This window comes from Candidatus Binatus sp. (assembly GCF_036567905.1).
In the GTDB taxonomy this organism is placed as follows: Bacteria; Desulfobacterota; Binatia; order Binatales; family Binataceae; genus Binatus.
The window spans coordinates 94166-118602 of record NZ_DATCTO010000035.1; the positions used below are offsets into that span (position 1 = coordinate 94166).

Consider the following 24437-nt stretch of genomic DNA (forward strand, 5'->3'; position numbering starts at 1 on the left):
CGCATCTATTGTTGCAATTTTGGACCCGCCAGTCCATATTTCAGATGAGGCCGGTGGAGGCGGCTACCGATCTACGAATCCAATGATCGCAGGTTTCCAATCGTGAGCGTCAAGCGCCAGCCGGTTTCGCCGCCGATTCGCCGCAAAGACGGCCGCGGCAGGCCGTCAACGCCGTTCATCCGCGAGAGAATCCTCCAGAGCGCCGCGGAACTCTTTGCCGAAAGGGAATTCGAGCTGGTCTTGATCGACGAGGTCGCCGCTCACGCCGGGGTCGGCAAGGGCAGCGTTTACCGCCAATTCAAATCGAAAGAGGAGCTCTACGCGGCCGCGGTAATCAACGGATTCACCGAACTGCAGCGCGAAATTCGCTCGGCGCTGGCGGGATGCACGTCGATGCGCGAGCAAATCGCGACGATCGTGCGTCATGCCGTCAGATTTTTCTGGAGCCGCCGCCAGTTCTTCGCCCTGCTGCGCGATCCCAAGGCGTTGCGGCCCCCACAGGAGCGCCAGTATCAGGCTCAGCGCAATGACTTGTCGCGATTGATCAGCGGAGTTCTCGACGAGGGCGTCAAGCGCGGTGCGATGAGGCCGGGTATCGACACTCGAATCGCGGCCGAATCGCTGCTGGGCATGATGCGCGGGATCAACCGCTACGGTCGCGAGTACACGACCCCCGAGCGCGCGGTCGAGATCGTCACGTCGATCTTCCTCGACGGATGTGCCGTTGCCGCGCGATAACATTTTTTTGCCAATCGCCACTCATCTCGCGTAGGCTTTCGTCATGGACAAGGCATCGATCCGAACTCACGTCGAGCGGCTTTGGGATGAATCCATCGTCGCCGAACTGACCGAGTACATTCGTATCCCCAACAAGTCGGTTGCGTTCGATCGCGACTGGAAAGCGCACGGTCACATGGACCGCGTCGTCGCGCGCTTCGAGGATTGGGCGCGCCGCCAGCCGATTCGCGCCGTCAAGCTGGAAGTCGTGAGGCTCGAGGGCCGGACCCCGCTGCTGTTCATCGAAATCCCCGGCGACTCGAAGGATTGCGTGCTGCTCTATGGGCACATGGACAAGCAGCCCGAGATGTCGGGATGGCGCGAAGGGCTGGGCCCGTGGCAGCCGGTGCTCGACGGCGAGCGTTTGTATGGCCGCGGCAGCGCCGATGACGGGTACGCGATGTTCGCATGCATCGGTGCGATCGGCGCGCTGCAGGCGAACTCGATTCGACACGCGCGATGCGTGGTGATCATCGAGGCTTGCGAAGAAAGCGGCAGCTTCGATCTCCCGCACTACATCGCGCATCTGGCGCCCCGCATCGGGCAGCCGAGCCTGTGCATCGCGCTGGACTCGGGTTGCGGCAACTACGATCAACTTTGGTTGACCACGTCGCTGCGCGGCCTGGTCGGCGGGAAACTCCAAGTCGAGGTGCTCACCGAGGGGGTGCATTCGGGCGACGCCGGCGGAGTCGTGCCCGACAGCTTCCGCATCGTGCGCCAGTTGCTGAGCCGGGTCGAGGACGAGGCGACGGGGAAGGTGCTCGGGGGGGAATTTTACGCGTCGATCCCCGATGCGCGCCTGAAGCAGGCGGCCGCCACGGCCGCGGTGCTCGGCGACGACTTCCGCACGAAGCTTCCGTTCGTCGAGGGCGCGCGTCCCGTAAGCGACGATACGACGGAGCTCATCCTCAACCGCGCGTGGCGGCCGGCGCTCTCGATCATCGGCGCGGACGGGCTGCCGCCGACCGGCAACGCCGGCAACGTGCTGCGCGCGGGCACGGCGGTGAGTTTGTCGCTCAGACTGCCGCCGACGGTAGATCCAAAAGTCGCGTCGCAAAAGCTCAAAAACATTTTAGAGAAAGATCCGCCGTATGGATGCAAAGTGAGTTTCAAGGCGAACTGGGGCGCCAGCGGATGGAATGCGCCAGCACTATCGCCGTGGCTCGAGCGCAGCCTGGAGGCGGCCTCGAACGACTACTTCGGCAAGCCGGTTGCCTACATGGGCGAAGGCGGCACCATTCCATTCATGGGGATGTTGGGCGAGCGGTTCCCGCAGGCGCAATTTATGATCACCGGGGTGCTGGGACCTCACGCCAATGCCCACGGGCCCAACGAGTTTCTCCACATCCCAACCGCGAAGAAGGTGACTTGCTGCGTGGCGAAAGTGATCGCCGATCATTTCGCCCGGAGTACTAGTTGATTAGCTAGTCAATTCGCGACAGAGGCGGCGTTGCGCAGGATACTACTCATCTCGGGAATCGTGGTTGGCGCGGTGGTGCTGATCGCGGCTGCGCTCACCGCTTACGCATTCTTCAATTTGAGTTCGATCGTCGCCCGCAACGAGAAGCGAATACTGGCGCGCGTGAGCGACGAGCTTGGCCGTCGGGTCGAGGTCGGGAAAATACAGGCAGAAATGGGATGGGGCGTGTCGGTCGAAGTAAGCGGGCTCAAGATTGCGGACGATCCGACCTTTTCGGCTAAACCGTTTCTCGCCGCCAACGAAGTCTCGATCGAAGTTGAATTTATTCCGCTGCTTCGCGGCGCGGCGAAGGTCACCAGACTCGACCTCGTCGAACCCGACATCCGGATCGTGATGAACGCAAAGGGCGACCTGAACGTGAGCACGATCGGGAGCAGCCCCGATGACGCACGGCGAGAGACTTCGGAAGCGGCGCGGAGCCGGGGCGCAAAGAAGCGATCGTCGCTTGCCGACTTGTCGATCAAGGCGCTGAGCATCGAGGACGGCGCGATCTATTTCAACGATCTTGGCGAAAAGATGGCGCCAATCCGCGTCCATCATCTGGATTTCGACGTGAGAAATTTCGACGCCGCATCGGCCTTTGACGTCGAAACCAAGTCCGCCTTTGCGGGCGAAAAGCAAAACGTCGAGGCGTCGGGAAAGCTCGGACCCCTGCTCAAGCGAGGCGTACTGGACGCATCGGGAATCCCGGTCGATCTGAAGGTGCAGCTCGATTCGATTCTGCTCGACAGTGTCCGCCCCCTCGCTGACGTGGGATCGGAAATACCGCCGGGGCTCTCGATTCCTGATCCCGTATCGGTGAGCGGGACTGTCCGCGGAACATTCGGCAAGCTCGCAATTGCGCTGAGCACCGATCTGAGCGGGGACCGGGTCGCATACGCGGCGATTTTCAACAAGCCGGCTGGGACCGCGATGACGGTGAATGCCAACGGCATCTGGGCGGAGCAGCTCGAGATAGCGAGCGTGAACTTGAAGCTGTCCGATCTCGAATTGACGGCGAGCAGGTTTTCGGGCGGCGGTACGCAACCCTTGAGTGCGCAAATCGATTCGAACAGCTTCAACCTTGCCAATCTGAGCCCGATGATCAATGCAGCGGCCGGGTACGGCGTGGCGGGCATGAGCGAAATTCACGGTACCGTGAAACTGGACACCAACGCGCCGGCGATGGATGGAACCGTGACCCTGAAACAGGTTGCGGTGAAGCTGGGGCCGTCGTGGCCGGGCGCAATCAGCGATCTGAACGGCAAGATTCGTTTGACCGATGGGCTCGAAGTCGTCGAACCGACGAGTTTCACCTTCGGTTCCGCGCACGCGAATATCGAGGGACGGGTCGAATCCATCCGTCCGCTGAAAGCGAGCTATGCGCTGAAGGCCGACTCAGTGAAGCTCGCGCAGGTATTCGCCTTCGCCGGTCGTCAGCCGGGCGAGGTTGTCAATCAGCTCGCGGTCAAAGGCACGGCCGACGGCGAGATGACTTCGCCGCGAATCAGTGCGACGATCCAATCGACGGACGGATCGCTCGAAAATGTTCCATACCGCAATCTCGATCTGACGGCGGCATACTTGAACGGCCGTGCGTCAGCGCATCCATTCAACATCGGCGCGTTCGGCGGCTCGCTGACGGCGCAAGCGGATGCAGTTTTTGGCGCCGCGCCGAAATTCAACGTCACGCTGGGGATGAAGAATCTGAACGTCGAACAAGCGCTGCGCTCACAAAATATCGATGCGGCCAGCACGGTGCACGGCTTTCTGACCGGCAACGTGGCGGCGTCGGGCAGCGGCGCGGATTGGAATCGAATCAAGCCGACGTTGCGCGGTAGCGGGCGAGTAGCAATCGCGAACGGCAAGCTGGTGGGCGTCAATATCGTGGCAGACGCGCTCAACGCAGTCGCCGCGGCGCCGGGAGTCAGCCAACTCGTGAACGTGGCATTCATGTCGAGTCATCATGGGTTGCTGGTCGATCCCGATACCGAACTGCAATCGGCAACCATGAGCTATCAGGAGGTGGGGCCACGGTTCACGACGCACGATCTGTATGCGCAGTCGCCGGATTACAGGATCACTGGCGACGGCTGGTTCGACATGGACAAGAACATCAGCATGAACGCCGACATCCGGCTCGCGCTCGGACTGCAGGTCGCGATCCCGGTAACCGTGACCGGGAAACTGCCCGGGGTGCGCGTGCTACCGGACGTGCCAGCATTGGCGGAGCGCGTGGCGATGGGCGCGATTAACACGCCCGGCAACATAATCCGCGGCGGAGTGAACGCGGTGGGCTCGATGGTTGGCGCTGGACCGTCGGCTGGATCGTCGATTCCGTCGATTCCGAACCCGATTAACGCTCTCAAGAAACTCCTGCCTTGAGCGGGTTGCTCGCGCGAGCCGGCGGATGAGCAAGCCCAAAGTGCCGACGATCCCACGATCCACCGTCGTCAGTGGTTGCAAGCCACGCCGAAAGGCGAGCATGTTTGGAGCGAGGAGACCGGATGAAACCAGCCATGACGACAATGTCCCTGCCGGACTCGCCGCTTTCACTTTGGCTCGACACTTACGGGCCGTACACGCCCGAGCCGCCGCTCAAGGGCGAAATCGATGCCGATGTGGCGATCGTCGGCGGTGGTTTCACCGGCCTTGCCACCGCGCGCGAACTCAGGCGCGCTGACCCGTCGCTGAAAGTCGCGGTGCTCGAAGCCAAGACCGCCGGCTACGGCGCGAGCGGCCGCAACGGCTCGTTCGCGATGACAGTGGTCGGGCTTGGGCTGGGCGTGACCGCGATGGTGCACGGCAAGCAATTCCTGAAAGAAGCGCATGCCTACATGGAGCAGGCGGTTGATCACCTGGACCGGCTAATCCTGGATGAAAAGCTCGAATGCAGCCGCATTCGCCCCGGCTTCCTGCGCGTGGCTACGGCGCCGGGCTACGTTCGCCGCCTCCAGCACGACGTCGAGCTCATGAAGTCGCTGGGCTTCAGCGGGATCGAATGGATCGGGCGCGACGAAGTGCGCGGCCGGGTTAACTCGCAGCGCTATCTGGGCGCGCTGTGGGAACCGCGCCTGGTGCTGGTGAATCCGGCGCAACTGGTGCGCGAGGACAAGCGGATCGCGCTCGAAGCAGGCGCGTCGGTTTACGAAGAGACTCCGGTGCTCGAGATCACCTCGCGGCCCAATTTCAGACTCACAACTCCGGGCGGGGCAGTTAACGCCGCCAAGCTCGTGTTCGCGACCAACGCCTACTCGCACCTCTTTCCCGAACTCAAGCGCAAGCAAGTGCCCGCCTTCACCTACATGATCGCAACCGAGCCGCTGAGCGCCAAGCAACTCGAGCCGATCGGATGGAGCGGGTTCGAGGGAATCGAGGACGCGCGCAATCTCATCCACTATTATCGACTGACGCCCGACCAACGGCTGGTGATGGGCGGCGGTCCGGTTGGACTGACCTGGGGCAACGACCTCGAAGGCGATCGCTCCGAGTCCGCGTGGCGCCATCTCGAGGAGCACATCGCCTTCCTCTTCCCGTCGCTGCGCGGCGTTCGGATCACCCATCGATGGGGCGGGCCGTTTTCGATCACGCTCGATCTTACCCCCGCAGTCGGCTATCTGGGCGACCATCGCGCAGTTTACGCGCTCGGCTGTATCGGCCACGGGGTCTCGATGAGTCACCTGAACGCGCAGGTGCTGCGCGACCTGGTGCTGGAGCGCAAGAGCGAACTGCAGTGCCCGTTCGTTAACCGAAGAGTGATTCCGTGGCCGCCCGAACCGATCCGGATGGCGATCGCCGCTGGCCTCAGGGCCTACCTGATAACCGAGGACTGGGCTTACGAGCGGCGCATGGGCGCCTGACCCGCGACGGATCAGCTTGCGATCGCGTCCTTGTACAGCGGCGACGACGCTTTCATGAAGCGCAGCAGCATCCTCATCTCGGCGATGCGCTTGCCGGCCGCTTCATTCAGCGCGCTCTCGAACCACATGAATTCGGTCTTGGGGCTCTGGCCCAGCGCCACGATACTCCCGCTCACGCGGTATGGACGCTCGACCAGGACCGGGCCGTTGATGTTGCGCAGTTCGATCGCGCCGAACAGGCCCACTGCCTGGCCGAGTTTGCCGCGCAGAGTCGCGATCGATTGCGTGTAGAGAAGATGCACCATCGTCGCCGGGGTGGCGATTGCACCACCCCACGGCGAGGGCTTGGTGTACCATTCCAGCGGGTCGGTGATGACTTTCATCCGTTCGGCCGTCGCATCTTTGGTCAGAAATGCGTCGCATTCCTCGAAGCGATCGCCGGCTTTAAGCGGTCCCAGGATACGTAACTGGCCCGCGTCGAATCGATCGAGCGGACGGCGCAGCAATGCGGTTGGATCCTCGGGGCGTCCGACCGACGCGGTGCCTTCGGCTACACGCATGCCGTCATCGCGCTCGATCCAGGCATCGACTTGCGCGTCGGCCGCATCGCGGGGCGGCTCTTTGAGGAACGCGCGGACCGCTTCGCGGTCGGTGGTCGCATTCAGGAAATACATCGAGATAGTGCCGCGTTCAAACCAGCGCTGGCCGAACGCTTTCAGCAGGAGCGGCGGAAACAGTTCCAGGTGGATCGATCCGGCGACGGTGCCACCGCGAAAACCGAGCTTGGTCGCCATCGCGTCATCATGGATGCTGCCCGAAACATTGCGGGCGTTGTTGACGGATCGGCGCAACGGGCCGACGAACACATGGTCGCGCAGCTCGATTTCTGAATTCATGGTGCCATCCTCGAAGCGAATTCAAGCAGGTCCCACGGCGATCGGCAAACTCCTAAAGCCTCGAGTGATAGGGCGTTTCCCGATCCATTTGTCAGAATGCCAGCTTCGGCGCATGCGCTCACCGGCGCCGCCTCGCAAATCTGCGATTCAGCCTGAGCGAGCAAGGCTCATCGCGACTGCGCCCGCTTGATCAGGCGCGACAGGGCGCGCACGCTTTCGAAATTCTCCGGAATCACTTCCTCGTCGCGAATCTCGATGCCGAAGGTCTCCTCGCAAAATGCCACCGTATTGATGACTCCCTGCGAATCGAGCAGGCCGCGTTGGAACAGCGAGTCGCCGGGTTTCAGCTCGCGGATCTTCCGCGCAGTGGGAAGCTGGAGCAGAAATTCGCGGATGGCGCTTTCGATGCTCTTCATCGGCGTCAGCTCTCGCGCAGACTGCGGCGATCGACTTTTCCGTTGCTCATCAGGGGAATGCTCGCGCGAAATTCGATGGTCTCGGGCACCATGTAGGGCGGCAGCTCCGCGGCGCAATGATTGCGCAGCGTTTGCTCGCCGCCGTCCGAACCGACCTTCAGCACCACCACCGCTTTCAGCCGATTGCCGGTCTCCGGCTCGGGGACGGCAATCACCACGGCTGCATGGACGGCAGGATGACGGCAGAGTGCGGATTCGATCTCTGCGGTTTCAACCCTGTAACCGCGTACTTTGATCTGCTCATCGGCGCGGCCGATCAGTTCCAGCGTTCCATTCGCGTGCCGACGCACCAAATCTCCCGTGCGGCACGCGCGCACGCTCTGGCTCGGGCCGAGCCTGACGGTTCGCGTAACCTCCGCGGTCATTTCCGGAAGTCCGTAGTAGCCGAGCATCAGGCCCGGTCCGGTGATCCACAGCTCTCCAATCGCGCCGTCCGCCACCGGCTTTTCGTCCTCGCCCAGCACCAGCAGGCGAGTATCCGCGTCAGTCTTGCCGATCGTGCGCGTGTCAATTTCTTCGGGTGGAAATTTCACTTCGTGCAAGCAGCGAAGCTTCGCTTCGGTGCGGCCGTAGGTGATGACAAAACGAACGCGGGGCAAAAGCCGCATCAGCTCGCCGAGCCGCTGCGCCGGCAAGCGCTCGCCTCCGATCATGATGATTCGAAGCGCGGAGAAGTCGAGCGCGCCGAGATTTCCGCGGCTTAGCAGCATCTGGAAAACGCTCGCCACTGCATAGATGACGGTGATTCTCTGATCGCTCCAGCCTTTCGCGACCGCGGCCGGAAACGGCGCCAGCCGCAGCGCAACCGGATACACGGTCGCGCCCGCGAATACGCCGCTGAAGATCTCGAACGTCGACATAGCGCTGCTGAGAGGCGTGTAGCCGGGGATGCGGTCCTCGTTCGAAAGCCCAAGGGAAGGCACCGTCCACTCCGCCTGCGCGATTAGAGCGCGATGCGAAATCGCCGCGCCCTTGGGCGTCCCGGCGGAACCCGAAGTATACTGCACGAGGGCGAGGGCGGCATCGTCGATGTGAACCGGCGGCGGCTGTGCACTCTCGGCCTCGACTTGGTTCCATGTCTGGGAGGACCATTTCGCGGCGGGGGTTGGGTTGGTCCCATCGCCGGCGTAGAGAACCGCGCGCATCGGCGCGCTGGCACCGAATGCCTGCTGCAGATCGTCGGCGCGGTCCATCGCGGTGACCAGGGCGCGGATTTCGCAATCACGCGCGATGGTCGCCAGGCGCGCCACGGGCGCGGCCGGGTCAACCGGCACGAAGGCTGCCCCAGCCTTGAGAACGCCCCAGATGGAAATGATCGCCTCGAGCGACTTTGGCATCCACAGAGCCACGCGATCTCCGGCGTGGACGCCGTGGCGAATCAACGAGTTCGCAACCCGGTTGGCGCTTGCGTCAAGTTCGGCATAAGTGAGAACCCGATCGTCCATTATCAGCGCTGGCCGCGCGCCGTGACGCGAGGCCGTCGCGGTGAGAAAAGATGGCAGCGGCGGCATCGACCTAGGACTCTTGGGAAATCGGCTGGCGCCGAGTGCCGCTCTCGCTTCGCGCGGGATGAAATCCGCGCAGCCACGATATTGCACGCTCGATGACCGCGAACTGGCCCTCGATGGTATGAATTCGGCCGGCCCGGATCTCAATCTCGAGCCGCCCGCGCGCTTCGCTGTCGAGCTGCGAGAACAGAGCCTGCTCGGCGACGCGGAACTCCGCGCGCAGCCGGTCCTGCTCTCCGTAGAGAAAGAGCGCGCGCGCATGCGAGCACGCCAGCGCTCTGAAGGAAATCTCGAAACTGTCCCGTATCTTTGGGGCACGCGCGCGCCCGACCATTGAGCGCAGGCGCGATGTGGCGCTGCCCGCGCGGCTGTATCCGAGCGGTCCGCCAGGCTTCTCCTCGAGCACCGCTGCGGTGGCAAAGAACATGCCGGAGATCGCGTCGGCCTCATCCTTGAATGAATCGAGCGCGCTCAGCGCGCTGAAGCAGTAGCCGGCCAGCAGAAACTGCTTCTGTCCGTGCGCTTCACGCAGGTGACGAATCGCGGCAACCACGTCCTCACCAAGCGGCTCGTTGCGGTTCGGCAGCGCAACCTCGCCGGCGCTCTCGCCGCGACCTCGCAGGTCGAATCTCAGGGCCGCGAATCCCTCGGCGGCAAGGATTCGGGTGGCGAGTACCGGAAGACGGCGAACCCCCGAACGCGGGCCGCCCGGGAACACGACGCACGCGCTCGCCGGCGACGCGTCAGGCGCCGGTGGCGTGAAGATCCCATGCAGAGCGCCCTTCGGGCCCTTGAATTCAAGCGGCTGCTCGGCGCGTGCGCGGCTCAGCGTGGCGGGAGTTTCACGCCAATTCATCGAGCCAGTCTCCCATCTGTCGTGCGATAACCTCCGGCGTCCACCAGGGGTCGCTTCCGTCTGGCCCGCGATGTAGAACTGCGCGCACGCTTAGACCGCGCCGGACGAGAGTCTCACGCAACTGGTTGTGTTCGCGCGAGAGCCTGGAGTGCTTCTGAAACTGCGCGATCAGAGTCGGGCCGCGCCAGGGTTGGAGAGCGTCCAGCAGGTCCGCCTCCTGGGCGCTCTCCAAGAACTTCCGGTAGAGGTCGAATCCGAGCACGGAGATTTTGCCCTCGCGCCTAATACGCTCACTCATCTGATCGACGGTCAGCGACGGCCGATCGCCTTGCGACATTTCGAAATACATAACGTGGCGCATCGACTTGCGGAAGTAATCGCGCGCGCTCAGCACGGGCTCCCAGAGCGCAAGCCCGGTGGAGTCAGTAATCCTGCGGATCGCATTGGCGGCAACCAGCGCTCCGAACCGAACGCCGACCCACACGATTTGCGACGCGCCGGATCGGCTGCGCGCGTAGATAGCGGCGTTCACCGCGTCATCGATCAAGTCCTCGAACGTTACGTCCTCCAAGTCGCCTGCCGAATCGCCATGCGCCCGCGGATGATACAGGAAGGCGGAGTAGCCGTTTGCCGCGATGATCCGCGCCGCGATCGCCTCGGCTCTCCCCTCGCAATGATTCTCGGAGAAGCTGTTACAGAAGAGCACAATCGGCGCGCCCGGCCGCTCGGCGCGATACATCACTGCGTACAGCGGGCGGCCGTCGGATTCGAAATACCGGCGCTCCTCGGTCCACTGCTGCTTCCCGGTGGGGTGACGCGACAACATCGTCGGCGAAGACTAACACTCAGGCAAGCTGTTGATCCATTCACCTGCCATAGGGCTTGCCTCCGCGTCCAAGTGGTGCGATCGGATAGTCAGCAGGAGGTCCAGCTTATGCCGGTCGGCGTAGTCAAAACTCCAGAAGACGAGATCGCGTGGGAACGCGCGAAGGCCCGCGCGCGCGAGGAATATCCCAACGCGCGCGGCAGGCAGTTCTACAGTATAGTGATGGCCATCTACAAGAAGATGACCCACTACACGCCTGCTTCGCGACGCCGTACGGAAATCCCCAGGTAATGGGGCAGGGGAACGGACAGTACATGTACGAAACGGAGTACAAATCCAAGTTGAGGACGCCAGCGGCGGCGGTGGAATTGATCCCGGCGCGAGGCACCCTCTCGATGGGCATGGCGTTCAGCGAACCGCCCGCCTTGTTAGCAGCGCTCGAGAATCGAGTGAAGAGCCGCAAGATCGAGGAGCTTCGCGTTTACTATTCGCACTCGGTCGCAGCCGCCGCCTTCACGATTCTCAAGTACGAATACATGGACGTCATCAAGCCGCATCCATTCTTCCCTACGATTGTCGAACGAACGCTCTTCGAGCGGGGCCAACGGGACAATCGGCGCGTGGTCTTCTACATGCCGGGCAATTTCAGTGCGATGCCGCGGGTATTGCGCGAAATAGGAATCGACGCATTCATTATGATGGTCGCGCCGATGGACAAAGGCGGATTCTTCAGTTGCGGCACCAACGCCGACTACACGATCCCGACCGCACGAATCGCAAAGCATCTGATCGTCGAAGTCAATCCCAGGATGCCGCGGGTGTTCGGCGATTCGTCGGTGCACATATCGGAAGTCGCGGCGATTGTCGAAAATGAAAGTCCGCTGTTCTCGCTGCCTTCCCGGCCGCCGACGCCATTGGACAATGTGATCAGCAAGAGCATCGTGGAGATGATCCCGGACCGCGCGACACTCCAGGTAGGAATCGGTGGAGTACCCAGCGCTGTATGCGCCGCCCTGCACGGCCGCAAGGATTTGGGCATACACAGTGAACTCATGATGCCGCCGCTGGCGGCGCTGATTCAGTCGGGTACCGTCACCAACAGGTACAAGAACCTCAATCGATACAAGAACGTGTACACCCTGGCGGTCGGCGACCAGCCTTTCTACGAATTTCTCAACGACAATTCGAGCATGGAGGCCCGCCCGGTTGACTATGTGAACGACCCGAACGTCATCGGGCAGAACGATCGCGTAATCTCGATCAACGCGTTTCTTGAGCTCGGCCTTGACGGCGAGGTCAATTCCGAAGCGATCATGGGCAAGCAGTTCAGCGCTCCCGGCGGCCAGTTGGATTTCGTGCGCGGCGCTCAGCTATCCAAGGGCGGCAAATCGATTCTCACCGCGTACTCGACCGCGGCCAAAGGCGTCGTCTCGCGCATCGTCCCAAAGATCGAAGGACCCACCACCGATCCAAGAACCGATACTCAGTATGTCGCTATCGAGTATGGAGTGGCTTGCCTCACCGGCAAATCGACAACGGAAAGAGCCGAGGCGTTGATCGCAATCGCTCATCCAAAATTTCGCGCGCAACTTCGTCTCGGCGCGCGGCAATTGGGTTACTTGTGAAGTACTCCGGGCTTCTTTTGATGCAGCGGGAGATTGCGCGCGGATAACGAGACCGCCAGGACTCGTTTCGAGGCGCAGTATCAGGCCAAGCAGCCCCAAGCGGTCGAGTCGCTTACTGCCAACCGGGGAACGCTTAGCCGGGCTCTTTGACTTTCCCGCCGAGCACCGCAAGCACCTGCGCATTACCAACGTGCGTGCAACGGCCATCAAGATGAAAGTGCCTTTGGTTATCGGAGGAACCAAATGATGCAAATCGCGGGCAAAGTCTGACATCTAATCTGCTAAAACTCGTCTAAAACCCGAAGCGTCGGCGTCGAGCAGCGCTGGAACACCAGCGTTACGAGCCAAAAAGAGTCGGTGACCATGAAAGCATTCGTAATGAAATCGCTCGATACAGTTGGCTTCGTGGACAAGCCGATTCCCAAGCCCGGCCCTAACGACGCCGTGATTAAAACGACCAAGGCGCTGGTATGCACTTCGGACTCGCACACCGCGCACGGAGCCATCGGACCCCGGGAAAATCTGACCCTGGGGCACGAGGCCGTGGGACTCGTCCATGCCGTGGGTTCCGAAGTCAAGTTGTTCAAGCCGGGTGACCACGTGGTTGTGGGCGCTATCACCCCGGATTGGGGAGAACTCGCCTCACAAGCCGGTCACTCGTCGCAGTCGGGGAGTGCGCTCGGCGGCTGGAAGTTTGCCAACGTGAAAGATGGCGTGTTTGCCGAGTATTTCCACGTCAATGAAGCCGACGCAAATATGGCGATGATTCCGCAGGATGTAGCTGAAGAGAGCGCCGTATATTGCTCCGATATGATGTCAACCGGATTTATGGCGGCCGAGAACGGTGAAATACCAATCGGGGGAACGGTCGCGGTGTTCGCGCTCGGCCCGATTGGGCTGATGGCGGTTGCAGGCGCGAAGCTGCGTGGCGCGGGGCTCGTGATCGGCGTTGATTCGGTGCCCAAGCGCCAGGAATTGGCGCGATCTTATGGTGCTGACGTGATCGTCGATTTCACAAAACAAGACGCCGTGGCGCGAATCATGGAACTCACCGGCGGTCAGGGCGTCGATTGCGCGATCGAAGCGCTTGGTGCCGAGCTCTCGTTTCAGAATGCGGTCAGAGTCACGAAACCCGGTGGGACAATTTCCAATGCCGGCTATCACGGGAAGGGTGATTTCGTCGGCATCCCGCGCCTCGCCTGGGGCGTCGGCATGGCGGAAAAAACTGTCCGGACGGGGCTGTGTCCGGGTGGCCGGCTGCGTATGGAACGTTTGTTGCGCATCCTTCAGAGCCGACGAGTTGATCCTACCAGGCTGACGACTCATACATTCGCGTTCGACCAGTTGGAAAGGGCGTTCCAGGTAATGGACAAGAAATTGGATGGAGTCATCAAGCCATTGATCACTTTTTAGCAGTCGGGAGCGTTCGTAAATCAGCTTCCCGAAGCGACGCCCTTTGTCGAACGCTGGTGGAAGTCCTGGATTAAGTGTTCAACCGTTAGTTATCGAACCCGCGCGGCCAGCTATTGACCTACTCTTACACTCATAACCAAGGTCAGTCGTCGCTGTATGGAAGGAATTTGGCAGGGGTTCAAGGATGGCTACCGAAAAGAGTTCCGCAGATGATGCTAAAACCTCAGACGCTTTAACTGACTCCGCGCCAAACGGGTCCAAGGCTGTCGCTAAGTCCGATGAGTCGAAGCTCAGTGCGGACGAGACTCGCAACCACGCCTACGAATTATACCAAGCGCGCCATGGTGGGCCCGGGAGCGCGCGCGGCGCCTGGCAAAAGGCAGAGGCGTCAGCTTCCGCAGATACGCCCAAGGCTGACGCGTCCAAAGGTGTCCAGATGCCAGCTGATACCGGGACGATCCAAGAGGCGCTCACCAAGTTCAAGTCAAGTCTCGAGCACGGACTGACCCAGGAAGAGGCGGCGAACCGGCTCAAGCATGACGGTCCCAATGCAATCGAAGAAAAGCGCATAAGCCCCCTCAAGCGGTTCCTATCGTTCCTCTGGGGTCCTATTGCCTGGATGATCGAAATTGCCGCGATACTCTCCGCGGTAGTTCGACATTGGGAAGACTTCGTCATCATCTTTTTCATGCTGGCGCTGAATGCGGTCGTCGGCTTCTGGGAGGAATTCAAGGCCGACAACGAGATCGAGGCGCTGAAAAAGAATCTCGCGCTGCATTCGCGAGTACTACGCGACGGCAAGTGGAGCGACGTCGAAGCAAAGACCCTGGTGAGCGGGGATATTGTCATGGTCAAACTCGGCAACGTCATCCCCGCCGACCTGAAGCTGGTCGATAGCGATTACCTCAGCATCGATCAGGCGGCGCTGACGGGAGAGTCACTGCCGGTCGACAAGAAGAAAAATGACGTCGCGTATTCAGGATCAATCGTGCGAATGGGCCAGATGAATGGGCTCGTCGTCGCCACCGGAATGAACACGCTCTTCGGCCGCACCGCGCGACTGGTCGAGAGCGTTCAGACCGTTTCCCACTTTCAGAAAGCGGTGCTCAAGATAGGCAATTTCCTCATTCTGATCACGCTCGGCCTGGTCACATTGATCCTGGCGGTCGCGCTGTTTCGTGGTGATCCGTTCGTTCAAACCGTGCTCTTTTGCCTGATGCTTACGGTAGCTGCAATCCCGGTCGCCTTGCCCGCCGTTCTATCCGTCACGATGGCCGTCGGCGCATCCGTGCTCGCTAGAATGAAGGCAATCGTCTCCCGCCTCGTCGCGATCGAAGAGATGGCCGGCATGGACATTCTCTGCTCGGACAAGACCGGAACGCTGACCAAGAACGAGCTCAAGCTGGGCAGTCCGGTAGTTTTCAAGGCGAGCAACGAGCAGGACCTGATCCTAGGCGGGGCTTTGGCGTCGCGAAGGGAGGGCGGCGATGGCATCGACGAGGCCGTCCTCAAAGGCCTCAGCGATCAGTCGGTGTTAAAGAGCTATCAAATCACTCATTTCACGCCTTTCGATCCTATCAGTAAGCGAACCGAGGCCGAGGTGAAACACGACAACGCCACTTTCAAAGTCTCGAAGGGGGCGCCGCAGGTGATTCTGGATCTGGTCCATCCCGACGCGGACGCTCGCAAAAAAGCCGAAGGGCAGGTTAACGAGCTTGGGGCCAAAGGCTATCGCACGCTTGGCGTCGCCCGCACCGATGCGCAGGGAAAGTGGGAATTCCTTGGACTACTGTCTTTGTCCGATCCGCCCCGCGACGATTCAGCCTCTACCATCGCGGCCGCGCGAAAGATGGGACTGCAGGTTCGCATGGTAACCGGCGACAACCTTGCAATCGCTCGCGAGGTATCGCTCGAACTCAAGCTCGGACCCAACATCGCGGTTGCGGGCGATCTCTTTCCTGACGGTAAGGTTGACGACACTGAAAAGATAGACGTGGCCGACGGCTACGCACAGGTTTTTCCTGAGCACAAGTTCAAAATCGTAAAGGCCCTTCAGGCGGGTGGACATATCGTCGGAATGACCGGTGACGGCGTCAACGACGCTCCCGCGCTCAAACAGGCTGATTGCGGAATCGCGGTAAGCGGCGCGACCGACGCCGCTCGTGCGGCCTCGGATCTGGTGCTCACGGCGACCGGTCTCTCTGTAATCACCGCCGCCATTTCAGAAGCACGCAAGATATTCGAACGCATGAACAGCTATGCAATCTACCGGATATCCGAAACCATCCGCGTACTGCTCTTCATGACGCTCGCGATTGTGGTGTTTAACTTCTACCCGGTAACCGCAGTCATGATCGTGCTCATCGCGGTCCTCAATGACTTCCCGATCATGATGATCGCCTACGACAACACCATCGTAGCTCCACGCCCGGTGCGCTGGGACATGGAACGCGTACTCACGGTAAGCTCGGTTCTCGGCGTGATGGGAGTTATCTCTGCATTCGGCCTTTTCTGGATCGCAGAGAAATACCTTCACCTGCCCCGGCCCATGGTTCAGAGCCTTATCTTCCTCAAGCTGTTGGTCGCCGGTCACCTCACCATTTACATCACGCGAAGCGTGGGAACGTTTTGGCAGCGCCCGTGGCCCAATTGGCGCCTGGTCGTTGCCTGCGAAACAACCCAGGTCATCGGAACCCTGGCCGCGGTCTACGGATGGGGCATGACGCCGCTGGGATGGAAGTACGCACTGTTACTGTGGGGCTATGCGCTCGTATGGTTTTTCATCAACGACATGGTGAAGGTTGAGGTTTACCGCCTGATGCATCTGGGGACGGCACGCCATCAGCGCCACTTGGCCAGAGTCAACGCCAGCCTTCATCCAGCCGGAGAGCCCGCCAAGCAGGCGGCTCGGACCGCTTAAGGGCAGCCCTGGCGCTGAAGGGATATCAGCCGATGCAGTCCTACAATGAAAATCAAAGACGTTGGGCAATCATCTTGGCGGGCGGAGAAGGAAAGCGCCTATCTTTGCTGACGCAGCGGATAGCCGGTGACGGCAGGCCGAAACAGTTCTGCCCTGTGCTCGGCGATTCATCGTTGATCGAGCAAACGCGTCGTCGCGTTTGCCTGTCCGTCGCGGACGACCACACCCTAGTCGTGGTGACTCGCGCGCATGAGCTTTATTACGGACCCCTGCTCGCAGATATACGGCAGCGAAATCTCGTGATTCAGCCCGACAACCGTGGCACCGGCGCAGCGATCCTCTATTCGCTGCTCCGATTGTCAAAATTGGAGCCCACCGCATACGTAGCGTTGTTTCCTTCGGATCACTTCGTAAGCGACGATCGTCATTTCATGCGCCACGTCGATCAGGCCTTCGACGCCGTCAGATCCAGGCCCGAACTGACGGTGTTACTGGGCATCGCCGCGGACCGAGGCGAAACTGCGTACGGCTGGATCGAACCCGGGCAGCCTATAGGCACTGCGCATGCGAACATTTTCGACGTTCATCAGTTCTGGGAGAAACCGTCTGCGGAATTGGCCAAACGACTTCTGGATCGCGGTTGCCTGTGGAATAGCTTCATAATGGTGGCTCGATTATCCACGCTTATGGGATTCGTCATGTTGACGGTGCCGGAACTCTATCGCTCCTTTGCTCGCGTAAGTTCGAGCCTGCTTACGACCTCAGAGGAACGAACTGTCGAGCGCATGTACGCCTCGATAGATGCTACGGACTTCTCTCATGACGTGTTGGCCAGGCGTTCGACCAATCTTGCGGTGCTTCCAGTTCGAGGATGCGAGTGGAGCGATCTCGGCGAACCAGCGCGCGTAATCGACGTCTTGAGCCGTCTGAAAATCCAACCTCGATGGAACGCGGCCTGATCCATGGCGGCGATTTAAGGAGCACTCATCGCGATGAAATGGCCGGCAGGATTCGAACCTGACAACTCATCGGTGTACGCGCGCAATGAAATTGCGATTGCCGCCCCGCCTGAGCGCGTATGGCGATGGCTCATTCGCGCCGCCAAGTGGCCGCAATGGTACAGCAACAGCGCCAACGTGAATTTCATTCGCGGCAATCCACCCGAACTCGCGCCCGACACCGAATTTCGATGGAAGACGTTTGGCGCCACCGTCGCCAGCCGCGTGATCGTCTTCGAACCGCCGCATGAACTCGGATGGGACGCGCATGGGGTGCTGAGCGCCTATCACGGCTAGCTTATCGAACCCGATGGCGGCGGCGGATGCCGCGTCATCACCGAGGAATGCCAGAACGGCCTCGTGCCGAAGTTCGCGTGGTGGTATCTGCGCCCGATGCTCGAGCGCGGGCATCAGAACTGGGTCGAGAGCCTCAAGCGCGTTGCCGAAGGCGGAGAGCCGTCGTAGCGATCGCCAGGCGTCGCGCTAGTCGTCCGCCAGGATAACTTCGAAGGCGGCGCTGTTGTCGCGGATGATTCCCATCGACGCGAGAAATCGTCCCAGCCGAAGCACCGGAATCACGAACCAGTACTTGCGCTCGACCAAGCCATTCACTTTCTCGCGTTCCTGCGTATCCGTAATCGCGCGCACGTCGCCGTTGAAAACTTCGTCGCCGACCCGAAGCGAGATGGCGGGTCGCACCTTCACATTGCGCACCCAGTTGCGCGCGGCATTTGCCGAGACCAGGTATAGCCGGTCGTCATCGACCAGGTACCAGATAGTCACTTCGTAGGGGCGGCCGGTTTTGCGTCCATAATGAGTCAGACGCAGCGTCTGCCTGTCCCCGACCCGGCGCAGCCGTTGGAAGGATTTCGATGCCATCGTCATGCACCTCGAGTTCGACGCGCAGCCTGGCCAGTTCGCCCCGCACCTGGCTCCGTGGCGAGATTATTATTCGCGCAGCCGGTTACTGAGTAACAGTTTCCATCACGCGTCCGCTGGCGCCATCCACGAAATCGACTTCGACCGGCGATGAAATGTTGTTGTCTTTCTCGGCCTTGTGGATTTTTAACTTCAGCTCGGCCAGGAACGTTTCTTTCGCATTCGGAGGCATCTGGTCCATCGGAAAGCTGTCCATCAGGACCCTGGCCTTGAGCTGGTCGGGCCACTGGACGGAGCCGACCTTCGGTCCCGCGATTGGCAACCCCCTGATCATCTGCTCGACCGCGCCGTGAAAATCCTTCGCTCCGGCCGCTGGCGCAGCCGCGGGCGAGCCGGAGGGTTGCTCCGCCGCCGCTACAGACGCCGCTGGCGAGGCCGCCGCCGCTCCCGCCGAGGACGACGGCGCGGCAGATGCGGCCCCCATCGACGCGCTTGTGGCCGGCGCACCGCTGACCTTTGCGATCAGATCCTTCACCTGGGCGCGCGTCGCGTCGTCCGGCGCGAGCGCCAGCGCCTGCTTGAGCGTGGCGACCGCGTCCTCAGCTTTATTCTCCTGCGCGTACGCGATTCCCATGTTGAGGTGCGCTTGGAAAAATCCGGGATTGGCGGCGATCACTTTCTTGTACTGCACAACTGCCTGATCGGCGTTGCCCGTGTAGAGATACATCGTGCCGAGATCGGTGCGAACTTCCGGATCGTCCGGCCTCTTCTTCAGATAATGCTCGTAGGCGGCGATCGCTTCGTCGTAGTGCTGCTTGTCGTAGTCGATATCACCGACACCACGCAGCGCGTCGAGGTTGTCGGGCTCCAACTTCAGCACGTGGCCGTAAGCTTCCTCGGCCTTGGCGTAGTAGGTTTGATCGAACATCGCCGCGCGCATCGAGACTGCGCCGAATTTGTTCCATGCCGCGACGTCGTCGGGTTTCGCGCGCGCGGCTTTTTCGGTCTGGTCAACAAAAGTGCGGGCCTCTGTCGGCAGCTCGATCTTCGGATGTCCCGGCGGCAGATTGCCGTTCTGACTTCCACCCGCCGCTGGATTCGCCGTGACATTCTGCTCCGGTGCAGCCGCATTGGGCGCGGCAGCGCCAGCGCCTGGGGCGTTGGCGACGGCGACTTGTTCGCGTGCCGATTCAGGCGTGCGCATCATTATCCACGCGGCCGCCGCCAGACCCACCACGGTGATCGCAACGAACACAATCACAAACGCCGTGGTAATCGGTATATTGCGCCCGCGATCCGCGCTGTCCCTGAGCTTGCCCGATTCTCCCCCGCCCGACGCTGTGCCCGCGAGTGCGCTGCCGCACTCCACACAGAACTTCGCTCCAGCCGTCAGCGGCGCGCCGCATTGAGGACAAAATCGCATGAGCAAATTCCTACATTACCGCTTCCCCCCAGCGCAACCCGTCCCGGATTCGGGTTCCCGCTTTCGAGCCGCCTGTTGTATAGTCCCGCCGGAGTCCATTTTTGCCAGGCAGCCAGCCGAGGAACGCGCCGAGGCCCGCCAGTGACACGCGCCGAGTCCGCATATGCCCGGAAATTTCGAACAAGTAACCGCGCAGCTGACGGCCCTGGTCCGCGCGAAAACCGCTGACTCCCGCGCGCGAGCGCATTCGCTCGAATCGCTGCCCGGTCACGCCGGCTTCAGCTACAGCTTCGTCCTCGAGCGCACTGCGCCCGACGCGGTGCCGGCGGGGAAGTTCGTCGTGCGCCTCGCGCCTCCCGGGGTCAAAATCTCAGGCCCCGCCGACATCGTGCGGCAGGCGCGCGTGATGGAGTCGCTGGCCGACACGCCGGTCGCGGTGCCGCCGATCATCTGGTACGGCGACGAGCCCGAGTTCTTCGATCGGCCGTACTTCGTCGCCGGCTTCGTCGATGGATTCAAACTCGGCGAATCCGCGCTGCCGGCCGCGCACTTGAAACGCCTGGCGCGCAAGGGTATCGCGACCATGGCCGCGCTGCACAACGTCCCGTGGGAGCCGCGCCGCGCCGCATGGGGCGAGCCGTTCGCGCTCAGCGAAGAGCTCAAACGCCTGGACTACCTGCTCGACCGCCCGACTCTCGATCCCGCCGTCGTCGCGCGCGCCCCCGAGCTTCGCGAGCGTCTGCGCTCGAGCCTGCCGGCAGGCGCGCGCATCGGATGCGTCCACGGCGACTTCCAATGGTCGAACGTGCTGTTCAACGAACAACGCGTCGTCGCGCTGATCGATTGGGAAATCTCGCTGGTCGGCGCAACGCTGCTCGACCTCGGATGGATTTGCTTTTTTTCAGACCCCGGGAGCTGGGTCGGCGTTGACCCGGGCCGCGGCTCGCTTCTCAACGCCGGCGAAATCGTCGATGCATACGCCGAAGTCGCGGGCTTTCCGGTCTCCGCGGCGCAAGTGCGATGGTTTCGCGCATTCGCGGGCTACCGGTTCGGGGTGATTACCTGTTTCAACCTGATGCTGCATCGGCGCGGCAAGCGCGACGATCCGTTATGGGAAGAGACCGCGCTGTCGGCGCCAACAATGTTCGAACACGGCCTCGAATTGTTGGGCTGACCTGCGCGTATCGGCCGGCACATTGTCGGTTTGGTCTCCGGATGACTTTGTGGTGGAATCGCGTCCTGCACTTTCGTGATCAATTCTTCGTGACCGGAAGTTGGAGGCGGCGAAATGGACAGTGCGGCCAAACGGGAGCCTGAAATTCAGACCCCCGAGGAAAACCATCCCGCGCTCAACGCGATCCTCGGCGCCAATCCCTTCGTCGGCCTCGACGCCAGGCAGGTTGTCGGAACTTTGACGGCCTTGCTGGCGCATCTCGCGTCGCGGCCCGCCACCGTCGCCGCGCGCGCGCTCGAACTATGGCTCGAGTTGGGGCAGGTCGCGGCGGGCGTTTCTACCGTGGCGCCCGAGCCTGGCGACAGGCGTTTCGCCGATCCCGCCTGGTCGCAGCATCCGCTCTACCATCGCATGATGCAGACCTACCTCGCGTGGCGCACTGCGGTGCACGATCTCGTCGACCAGGATGACGGCGTCGAGTGGAAGCAAGCCGGGCAGCAGGAGTTCGCGGTCACGCTGATGACCGAGGCGCTCGCGCCCACCAACGCGTTGTGGCTCAATCCCGCCGCGCTCAAGCGCGCCTTTGACACCGCGGGGATGAGCCTGGTGTGGGGACTGCGCAACTTCATCGGCGATCTGTGGAACAACGGCGGGATGCCCTCGCAGGTGGACAAGCGGCCGTTCCAAGTCGGCAAAAATCTCGCCGTCTCGCCCGGCGCCGTCGTGTTCCGAAGCCCGCTCTGCGAGGTGATCCAGTATGCGCCCGCGACCGGCAACGTCTATGAGCGCCCGCTGCTTTTCATCCCGCCGCAGATCAACAAATTCTACATCATGGATCTCGCGCCGGGCCGCAGCTTCATCGAGTACGCGGTCAAGCACGGGCTCGCGATGTTCACGATCAGCTGGCGCAACCCGACTCCGCGCGATCGCAACTGGGGGCTCGACGAATACGTGACCGCATGCAAGGACGCCATCGCGGCCGCATGCGAGATCACCGGCAGTCCCGATTGCAACGTGCTCGGCGTATGCGCCGGCGGCATCACGACTTCGCTCATGCTCGGGCATCTCGCGGCTTGCGGTGACAAGCGCGTCAACGCGGCGACGCTGCTGGTGACGACGCTCGATACGAGCCTGCCTTCGATGACCGGGATGTTCGCGACCGAGGATGCGATCAAGGCGGCGCGCGAGCGCTCGGAAAAAAAGGGCGTGCTCGACGGCGGCGACATGGCGCGGGTCTTCGCCTGGATGCGGCCGAACGATCTGGTCTGGAACTATTGGGTCAATAACTATCTGCTCGGCAACGATCCCGCGCCGTTCGACATCCTCTATTGGAACGCCGACCCGACCAATCTTCCGGCCAAACTGCACGCGGGCTTTCTCGATCTGTTTCTCAGAAATCCGCTCACCCGTGGCGCCGCCGTCACGATTCTCGGCACACCGATCGATTTGGGCGCCGTGAAGAATGACCTCTACCTGGTTGCCGGGATGACCGACCATATCTGCGCGTGGCGCGCATGCTATCGCACGACGCGGATGTTCGGCGGACGAATCGAATTCGTGCTCGGCTCCAGCGGCCATATCCAGAGCCTGGTTAATCCGCCCGGCAACTTCAAAGCCCGCTACTACGTCGGCGCGCGGCTTCCCGAGGATCCCGACGAATGGTTCAAAGGAGCGGCCGAGAACAAGGGCAGCTGGTGGGATCACTGGATCAAGTGGATTGGGGCGCGCTCCGGCGGCGAACGTCCCGCGCCGAAGTCGCTCGGCAGCGAGCTCTACAAGGCCGGCGAACCCGCCCCGGGCCTATACGTCCACGAACGCCACTAGCGCGGGTTCGAAATTCGGAATTCTGCCGCTCCCCCTTACCCTTCTAACAGGGCGAAGCCCGCATCTTCACTTTTCACTTTTCACTTTTCACTGGGTGCAGGGGTCACCCCTGCCTCACCTCGCGGCCAGCACTTCCGCCAGATGACGTACTTCGATCTTCTCGCCCGCGCGGCTTAATCCCCCGCCGATCTGCATCAGGCATCCGCAATCGTTGGCGACCACGACCTCGGCGCCGCTCTCCTTGATGCGCGCCATCTTGTCCTCGAGCATCGAGGCCGAGATATGCGGGAACTTCACCGAGAACATCCCGCCGAAGCCGCAGCACTCCTCTCGATCGCGCAGCTCGCAAATTCTGATTCCGGCCACCGCACTCAGCAGCGTCATCGGTTCATTGCGCACGCCCAACTCGCGCATCAGATGACACGACGGATGATACGCGACCGCCCGCTCGTAGCGCGCGCCGATGTACTTCACCTTCAGCACGTTGACGATGAACTGCGACAGCTCAAATACCCACGGCCGAATCGCCGTTGCTTTGGCTGACAGGGCGGGATCGTCCGCGAGCAAGTCGCCGTAAAAGATCTTCAGCATGCTCGTGCATGAGCCCGAAGGCACGACAATCGGAATGCCCGGCTCGACCGAGTTCAGAAAGCGGCGCGCAAGATCGAGCGCCTCGTCGCGGAAACCCTCATTGAAAGCGACCTGGCCGCAACAGAACGCGCCGCGAACCGGCGTCACCTTCAGCCGCAGCCGCTCGAGCACCGTCGCCGCCGCGTCGTTGACTTCGGGAAAAAATTCCTCGGCGAGGCAGGTCGAGAATAGTTGGACTTCAGTCATCGCGGGGCCACACCACGATCACGTGGATCGATTTGGGGCCATGCACGCCGAGCACGATTCGCTTCTCGATATCCGCGGTTCGGCTCGGGCCCGTGATCAGCGTCAATCGATTCGCCGCGACGCCGCCGGCGCCCAACTCGGCGAGCACCGCCGCCAGATTTGCCATCACGCGATCGATCTGAACGATCACCAGGCTCGCCGGCGGCAGCAGCGTCAGCGAACTCGGCCGATCCCCGGTTGACACTACCGCCAGCGTGCCGGTCGAGGCGATCGCGAAGTCCGCCTCCGCAATCCCCATGTCGGCATTGGCCACCCGCTCGCGCATCGCGGCGCGCTCGGTGTCCGCCACCGGGATGGTGCGAACGATCCTGAAATCCGCGCGTTCGAGCGCCTCGCCAATTTCCTCCATGTCGCTCTCGACGCCTTGTCCAAGCGCAACCGTCTTCGCGCCGATCTCGCCGGCTAGAGTGACTATTCGATTAGTCACTTCGGCCGGAGTGAGTATTCCGAGGAACTTGCCGCCGACCGCTTCGAGCTCGCGCGCGAACGTCGATGCGAGCGCCGCGCGATGCGCCGACTGCGCCACGGGCACCGGTGCGCTCGCGGCCTCGGCCTGCGAGTTGCTCCGCGCGCCAACGCCGAGCGCGTCCTTTAGGCTCGCGATTATTTTGTGAATCTCGGCCACG

21 protein-coding genes are annotated in these 24437 nt (G+C 61.8%); 12 read left to right on the top strand and 9 right to left on the bottom strand.

Annotation, left to right across the window (positions count from 1 at the left end):
• The first annotated feature begins 102 nt into the window (after nt 1-102).
• The 4 genes from VIO10_RS05360 (at nt 103) to VIO10_RS05375 (ending at nt 6096) form a co-directional block, all read left to right on the top strand.
• On the top strand, nt 103-738 hold the full coding sequence (locus VIO10_RS05360; RefSeq protein WP_331960480.1) for a TetR/AcrR family transcriptional regulator: 636 nt from the start codon (nt 103-105) through the stop codon (nt 736-738).
• A gap of 43 nt (nt 739-781) precedes the next feature.
• Nucleotides 782-2197, top strand: a complete 1416-nt coding sequence (locus tag VIO10_RS05365; RefSeq protein WP_331960483.1) for a M20 family metallopeptidase — start codon at nt 782-784, stop codon at nt 2195-2197.
• 30 nt (nt 2198-2227) lie between these two features.
• The gene (locus VIO10_RS05370) at nt 2228-4621 is read left to right on the top strand and encodes an AsmA family protein (protein ID WP_331960486.1); all 2394 of its coding nucleotides are present in this window, start codon (nt 2228-2230) and stop codon (nt 4619-4621) included.
• Nucleotides 4622-4755: 134 nt separating this feature from the next.
• A complete protein-coding gene (locus VIO10_RS05375) occupies nt 4756-6096 on the top strand; it encodes an FAD-binding oxidoreductase (protein WP_331960489.1) in 1341 nt (446 codons plus the stop codon).
• Between the two features lie 11 nt (nt 6097-6107).
• Here VIO10_RS05375 and VIO10_RS05380 read toward each other — a convergent pair whose 3' ends face one another.
• The 5 genes from VIO10_RS05380 to VIO10_RS05400 form a co-directional block, all read right to left on the bottom strand.
• Nucleotides 6108-6992, bottom strand: coding sequence for a hypothetical protein (locus VIO10_RS05380; protein ID WP_331960492.1), 885 nt, complete (start codon nt 6990-6992; stop codon nt 6108-6110).
• A 167-nt stretch (nt 6993-7159) separates the two neighbouring features.
• Nucleotides 7160-7408, bottom strand: coding sequence for an acyl carrier protein (locus VIO10_RS05385; protein WP_331960495.1), 249 nt, complete (start codon nt 7406-7408; stop codon nt 7160-7162).
• Nucleotides 7409-7413: 5 nt separating this feature from the next.
• Nucleotides 7414-8979 (bottom strand): amino acid adenylation domain-containing protein, encoded by a 1566-nt coding sequence (locus tag VIO10_RS05390; RefSeq protein WP_331960498.1) that lies wholly within the window; start codon nt 8977-8979, stop codon nt 7414-7416.
• A gap of 4 nt (nt 8980-8983) precedes the next feature.
• Complete coding sequence (locus VIO10_RS05395) at nt 8984-9832, bottom strand: alpha/beta hydrolase (protein WP_331960501.1); 849 nt, start codon at nt 9830-9832, stop codon at nt 8984-8986.
• Nucleotides 9819-10658 carry a serine aminopeptidase domain-containing protein gene (locus tag VIO10_RS05400; RefSeq protein WP_331960504.1) on the bottom strand — a complete coding sequence of 280 codons (840 nt, stop codon included), beginning with the start codon at nt 10656-10658 and terminating at the stop codon, nt 9819-9821. Before VIO10_RS05400 ends, VIO10_RS05395 begins: the two co-directional genes overlap by 14 nt.
• A 108-nt stretch (nt 10659-10766) precedes the next feature.
• On the opposite strand from VIO10_RS05400, the gene VIO10_RS05405 reads away from it, so the two are divergent.
• The 6 genes from VIO10_RS05405 to VIO10_RS05430 all read left to right on the top strand — a co-directional run bounded on the left by VIO10_RS05405 (nt 10767) and on the right by VIO10_RS05430 (nt 17911).
• Nucleotides 10767-10949 (top strand): hypothetical protein, encoded by a 183-nt coding sequence (locus tag VIO10_RS05405; RefSeq protein ID WP_331960507.1) that lies wholly within the window; start codon nt 10767-10769, stop codon nt 10947-10949.
• The gene (locus VIO10_RS05410) at nt 10949-12283 is read left to right on the top strand and encodes an acetyl-CoA hydrolase/transferase family protein (RefSeq protein ID WP_331960510.1); all 1335 of its coding nucleotides are present in this window, start codon (nt 10949-10951) and stop codon (nt 12281-12283) included. The genes VIO10_RS05405 and VIO10_RS05410 overlap by 1 nt, the downstream gene beginning before the upstream one ends.
• Nucleotides 12284-12646: 363 nt before the next feature.
• Complete coding sequence (locus VIO10_RS05415) at nt 12647-13696, top strand: NAD(P)-dependent alcohol dehydrogenase (RefSeq protein WP_349259227.1); 1050 nt, start codon at nt 12647-12649, stop codon at nt 13694-13696.
• A gap of 436 nt (nt 13697-14132) precedes the next feature.
• Nucleotides 14133-16616, top strand: coding sequence for a plasma-membrane proton-efflux P-type ATPase (locus VIO10_RS05420; RefSeq protein ID WP_331960516.1), 2484 nt, complete (start codon nt 14133-14135; stop codon nt 16614-16616).
• Between the two features lie 74 nt (nt 16617-16690).
• Complete coding sequence (locus VIO10_RS05425) at nt 16691-17575, top strand: sugar phosphate nucleotidyltransferase (RefSeq protein ID WP_331960519.1); 885 nt, start codon at nt 16691-16693, stop codon at nt 17573-17575.
• A gap of 33 nt (nt 17576-17608) precedes the next feature.
• Entirely contained in the window at nt 17609-17911 is a 303-nt protein-coding gene (locus VIO10_RS05430) for an SRPBCC family protein (protein WP_331960522.1), read from the top strand.
• Nucleotides 17912-18097: 186 nt separating this feature from the next.
• Here VIO10_RS05430 and VIO10_RS05435 read toward each other — a convergent pair whose 3' ends face one another.
• Entirely contained in the window at nt 18098-18493 is a 396-nt protein-coding gene (locus tag VIO10_RS05435; RefSeq protein WP_331960525.1) for a nitroreductase family deazaflavin-dependent oxidoreductase, read from the bottom strand.
• Between the two features lie 85 nt (nt 18494-18578).
• Entirely contained in the window at nt 18579-19916 is a 1338-nt protein-coding gene (locus VIO10_RS05440) for a tetratricopeptide repeat protein (RefSeq protein WP_331960528.1), read from the bottom strand.
• Nucleotides 19917-20079: 163 nt separating this feature from the next.
• On the opposite strand from VIO10_RS05440, the gene VIO10_RS05445 reads away from it, so the two are divergent.
• Together VIO10_RS05445 and VIO10_RS05450 are read left to right on the top strand one after the other, a co-directional pair.
• On the top strand, nt 20080-21090 hold the full coding sequence (locus VIO10_RS05445) for a phosphotransferase family protein (RefSeq protein WP_331960530.1): 1011 nt from the start codon (nt 20080-20082) through the stop codon (nt 21088-21090).
• A 114-nt stretch (nt 21091-21204) separates the two neighbouring features.
• Nucleotides 21205-22914 carry an alpha/beta fold hydrolase gene (locus tag VIO10_RS05450; protein WP_331960533.1) on the top strand — a complete coding sequence of 570 codons (1710 nt, stop codon included), beginning with the start codon at nt 21205-21207 and terminating at the stop codon, nt 22912-22914.
• Nucleotides 22915-23028: 114 nt separating this feature from the next.
• Here VIO10_RS05450 and VIO10_RS05455 read toward each other — a convergent pair whose 3' ends face one another.
• Both VIO10_RS05455 and VIO10_RS05460 read right to left on the bottom strand, forming a co-directional pair.
• The gene (locus VIO10_RS05455) at nt 23029-23751 is read right to left on the bottom strand and encodes a (Fe-S)-binding protein (RefSeq protein WP_331960536.1); all 723 of its coding nucleotides are present in this window, start codon (nt 23749-23751) and stop codon (nt 23029-23031) included.
• On the bottom strand, nt 23744-24436 hold the full coding sequence (locus tag VIO10_RS05460) for a lactate utilization protein (RefSeq protein WP_331960539.1): 693 nt from the start codon (nt 24434-24436) through the stop codon (nt 23744-23746). The genes VIO10_RS05455 and VIO10_RS05460 overlap by 8 nt, the downstream gene beginning before the upstream one ends.
• Nucleotide 24437: the final 1 nt, after the last annotated feature.

Excerpts from the sequence above, each read along its gene's own strand:
- VIO10_RS05455 (WP_331960536.1), bottom strand. The coding sequence starts at position 23,751 with ATGACTGAAGTCCAACTATTCTCGACCTGCCTCGCCGAGGAATTTTTT.
- VIO10_RS05420 (WP_331960516.1), top strand. The coding sequence starts at position 14,133 with ATGCCAGCTGATACCGGGACGATCCAAGAGGCGCTCACCAAGTTCAAG.
- VIO10_RS05365 (WP_331960483.1), top strand. The coding sequence starts at position 782 with ATGGACAAGGCATCGATCCGAACTCACGTCGAGCGGCTTTGGGATGAA.
- VIO10_RS05405 (WP_331960507.1), top strand. The coding sequence starts at position 10,767 with ATGCCGGTCGGCGTAGTCAAAACTCCAGAAGACGAGATCGCGTGGGAA.
- VIO10_RS05440 (WP_331960528.1), bottom strand. The coding sequence starts at position 19,916 with ATGCGATTTTGTCCTCAATGCGGCGCGCCGCTGACGGCTGGAGCGAAG.
- VIO10_RS05415 (WP_349259227.1), top strand. The coding sequence starts at position 12,647 with ATGAAAGCATTCGTAATGAAATCGCTCGATACAGTTGGCTTCGTGGAC.
- VIO10_RS05400 (WP_331960504.1), bottom strand. The coding sequence starts at position 10,658 with ATGTTGTCGCGTCACCCCACCGGGAAGCAGCAGTGGACCGAGGAGCGC.
- VIO10_RS05375 (WP_331960489.1), top strand. The coding sequence starts at position 4,756 with ATGACGACAATGTCCCTGCCGGACTCGCCGCTTTCACTTTGGCTCGAC.
- VIO10_RS05385 (WP_331960495.1), bottom strand. The coding sequence starts at position 7,408 with ATGAAGAGCATCGAAAGCGCCATCCGCGAATTTCTGCTCCAGCTTCCC.
- VIO10_RS05450 (WP_331960533.1), top strand. The coding sequence starts at position 21,205 with ATGGACAGTGCGGCCAAACGGGAGCCTGAAATTCAGACCCCCGAGGAA.
- VIO10_RS05435 (WP_331960525.1), bottom strand. The coding sequence starts at position 18,493 with ATGGCATCGAAATCCTTCCAACGGCTGCGCCGGGTCGGGGACAGGCAG.
- VIO10_RS05380 (WP_331960492.1), bottom strand. The coding sequence starts at position 6,992 with ATGAATTCAGAAATCGAGCTGCGCGACCATGTGTTCGTCGGCCCGTTG.
- VIO10_RS05445 (WP_331960530.1), top strand. The coding sequence starts at position 20,080 with ATGCCCGGAAATTTCGAACAAGTAACCGCGCAGCTGACGGCCCTGGTC.
- VIO10_RS05410 (WP_331960510.1), top strand. The coding sequence starts at position 10,949 with ATGGGGCAGGGGAACGGACAGTACATGTACGAAACGGAGTACAAATCC.
- VIO10_RS05430 (WP_331960522.1), top strand. The coding sequence starts at position 17,609 with ATGAAATGGCCGGCAGGATTCGAACCTGACAACTCATCGGTGTACGCG.
- VIO10_RS05390 (WP_331960498.1), bottom strand. The coding sequence starts at position 8,979 with ATGCCGCCGCTGCCATCTTTTCTCACCGCGACGGCCTCGCGTCACGGC.
- VIO10_RS05395 (WP_331960501.1), bottom strand. The coding sequence starts at position 9,832 with ATGAATTGGCGTGAAACTCCCGCCACGCTGAGCCGCGCACGCGCCGAG.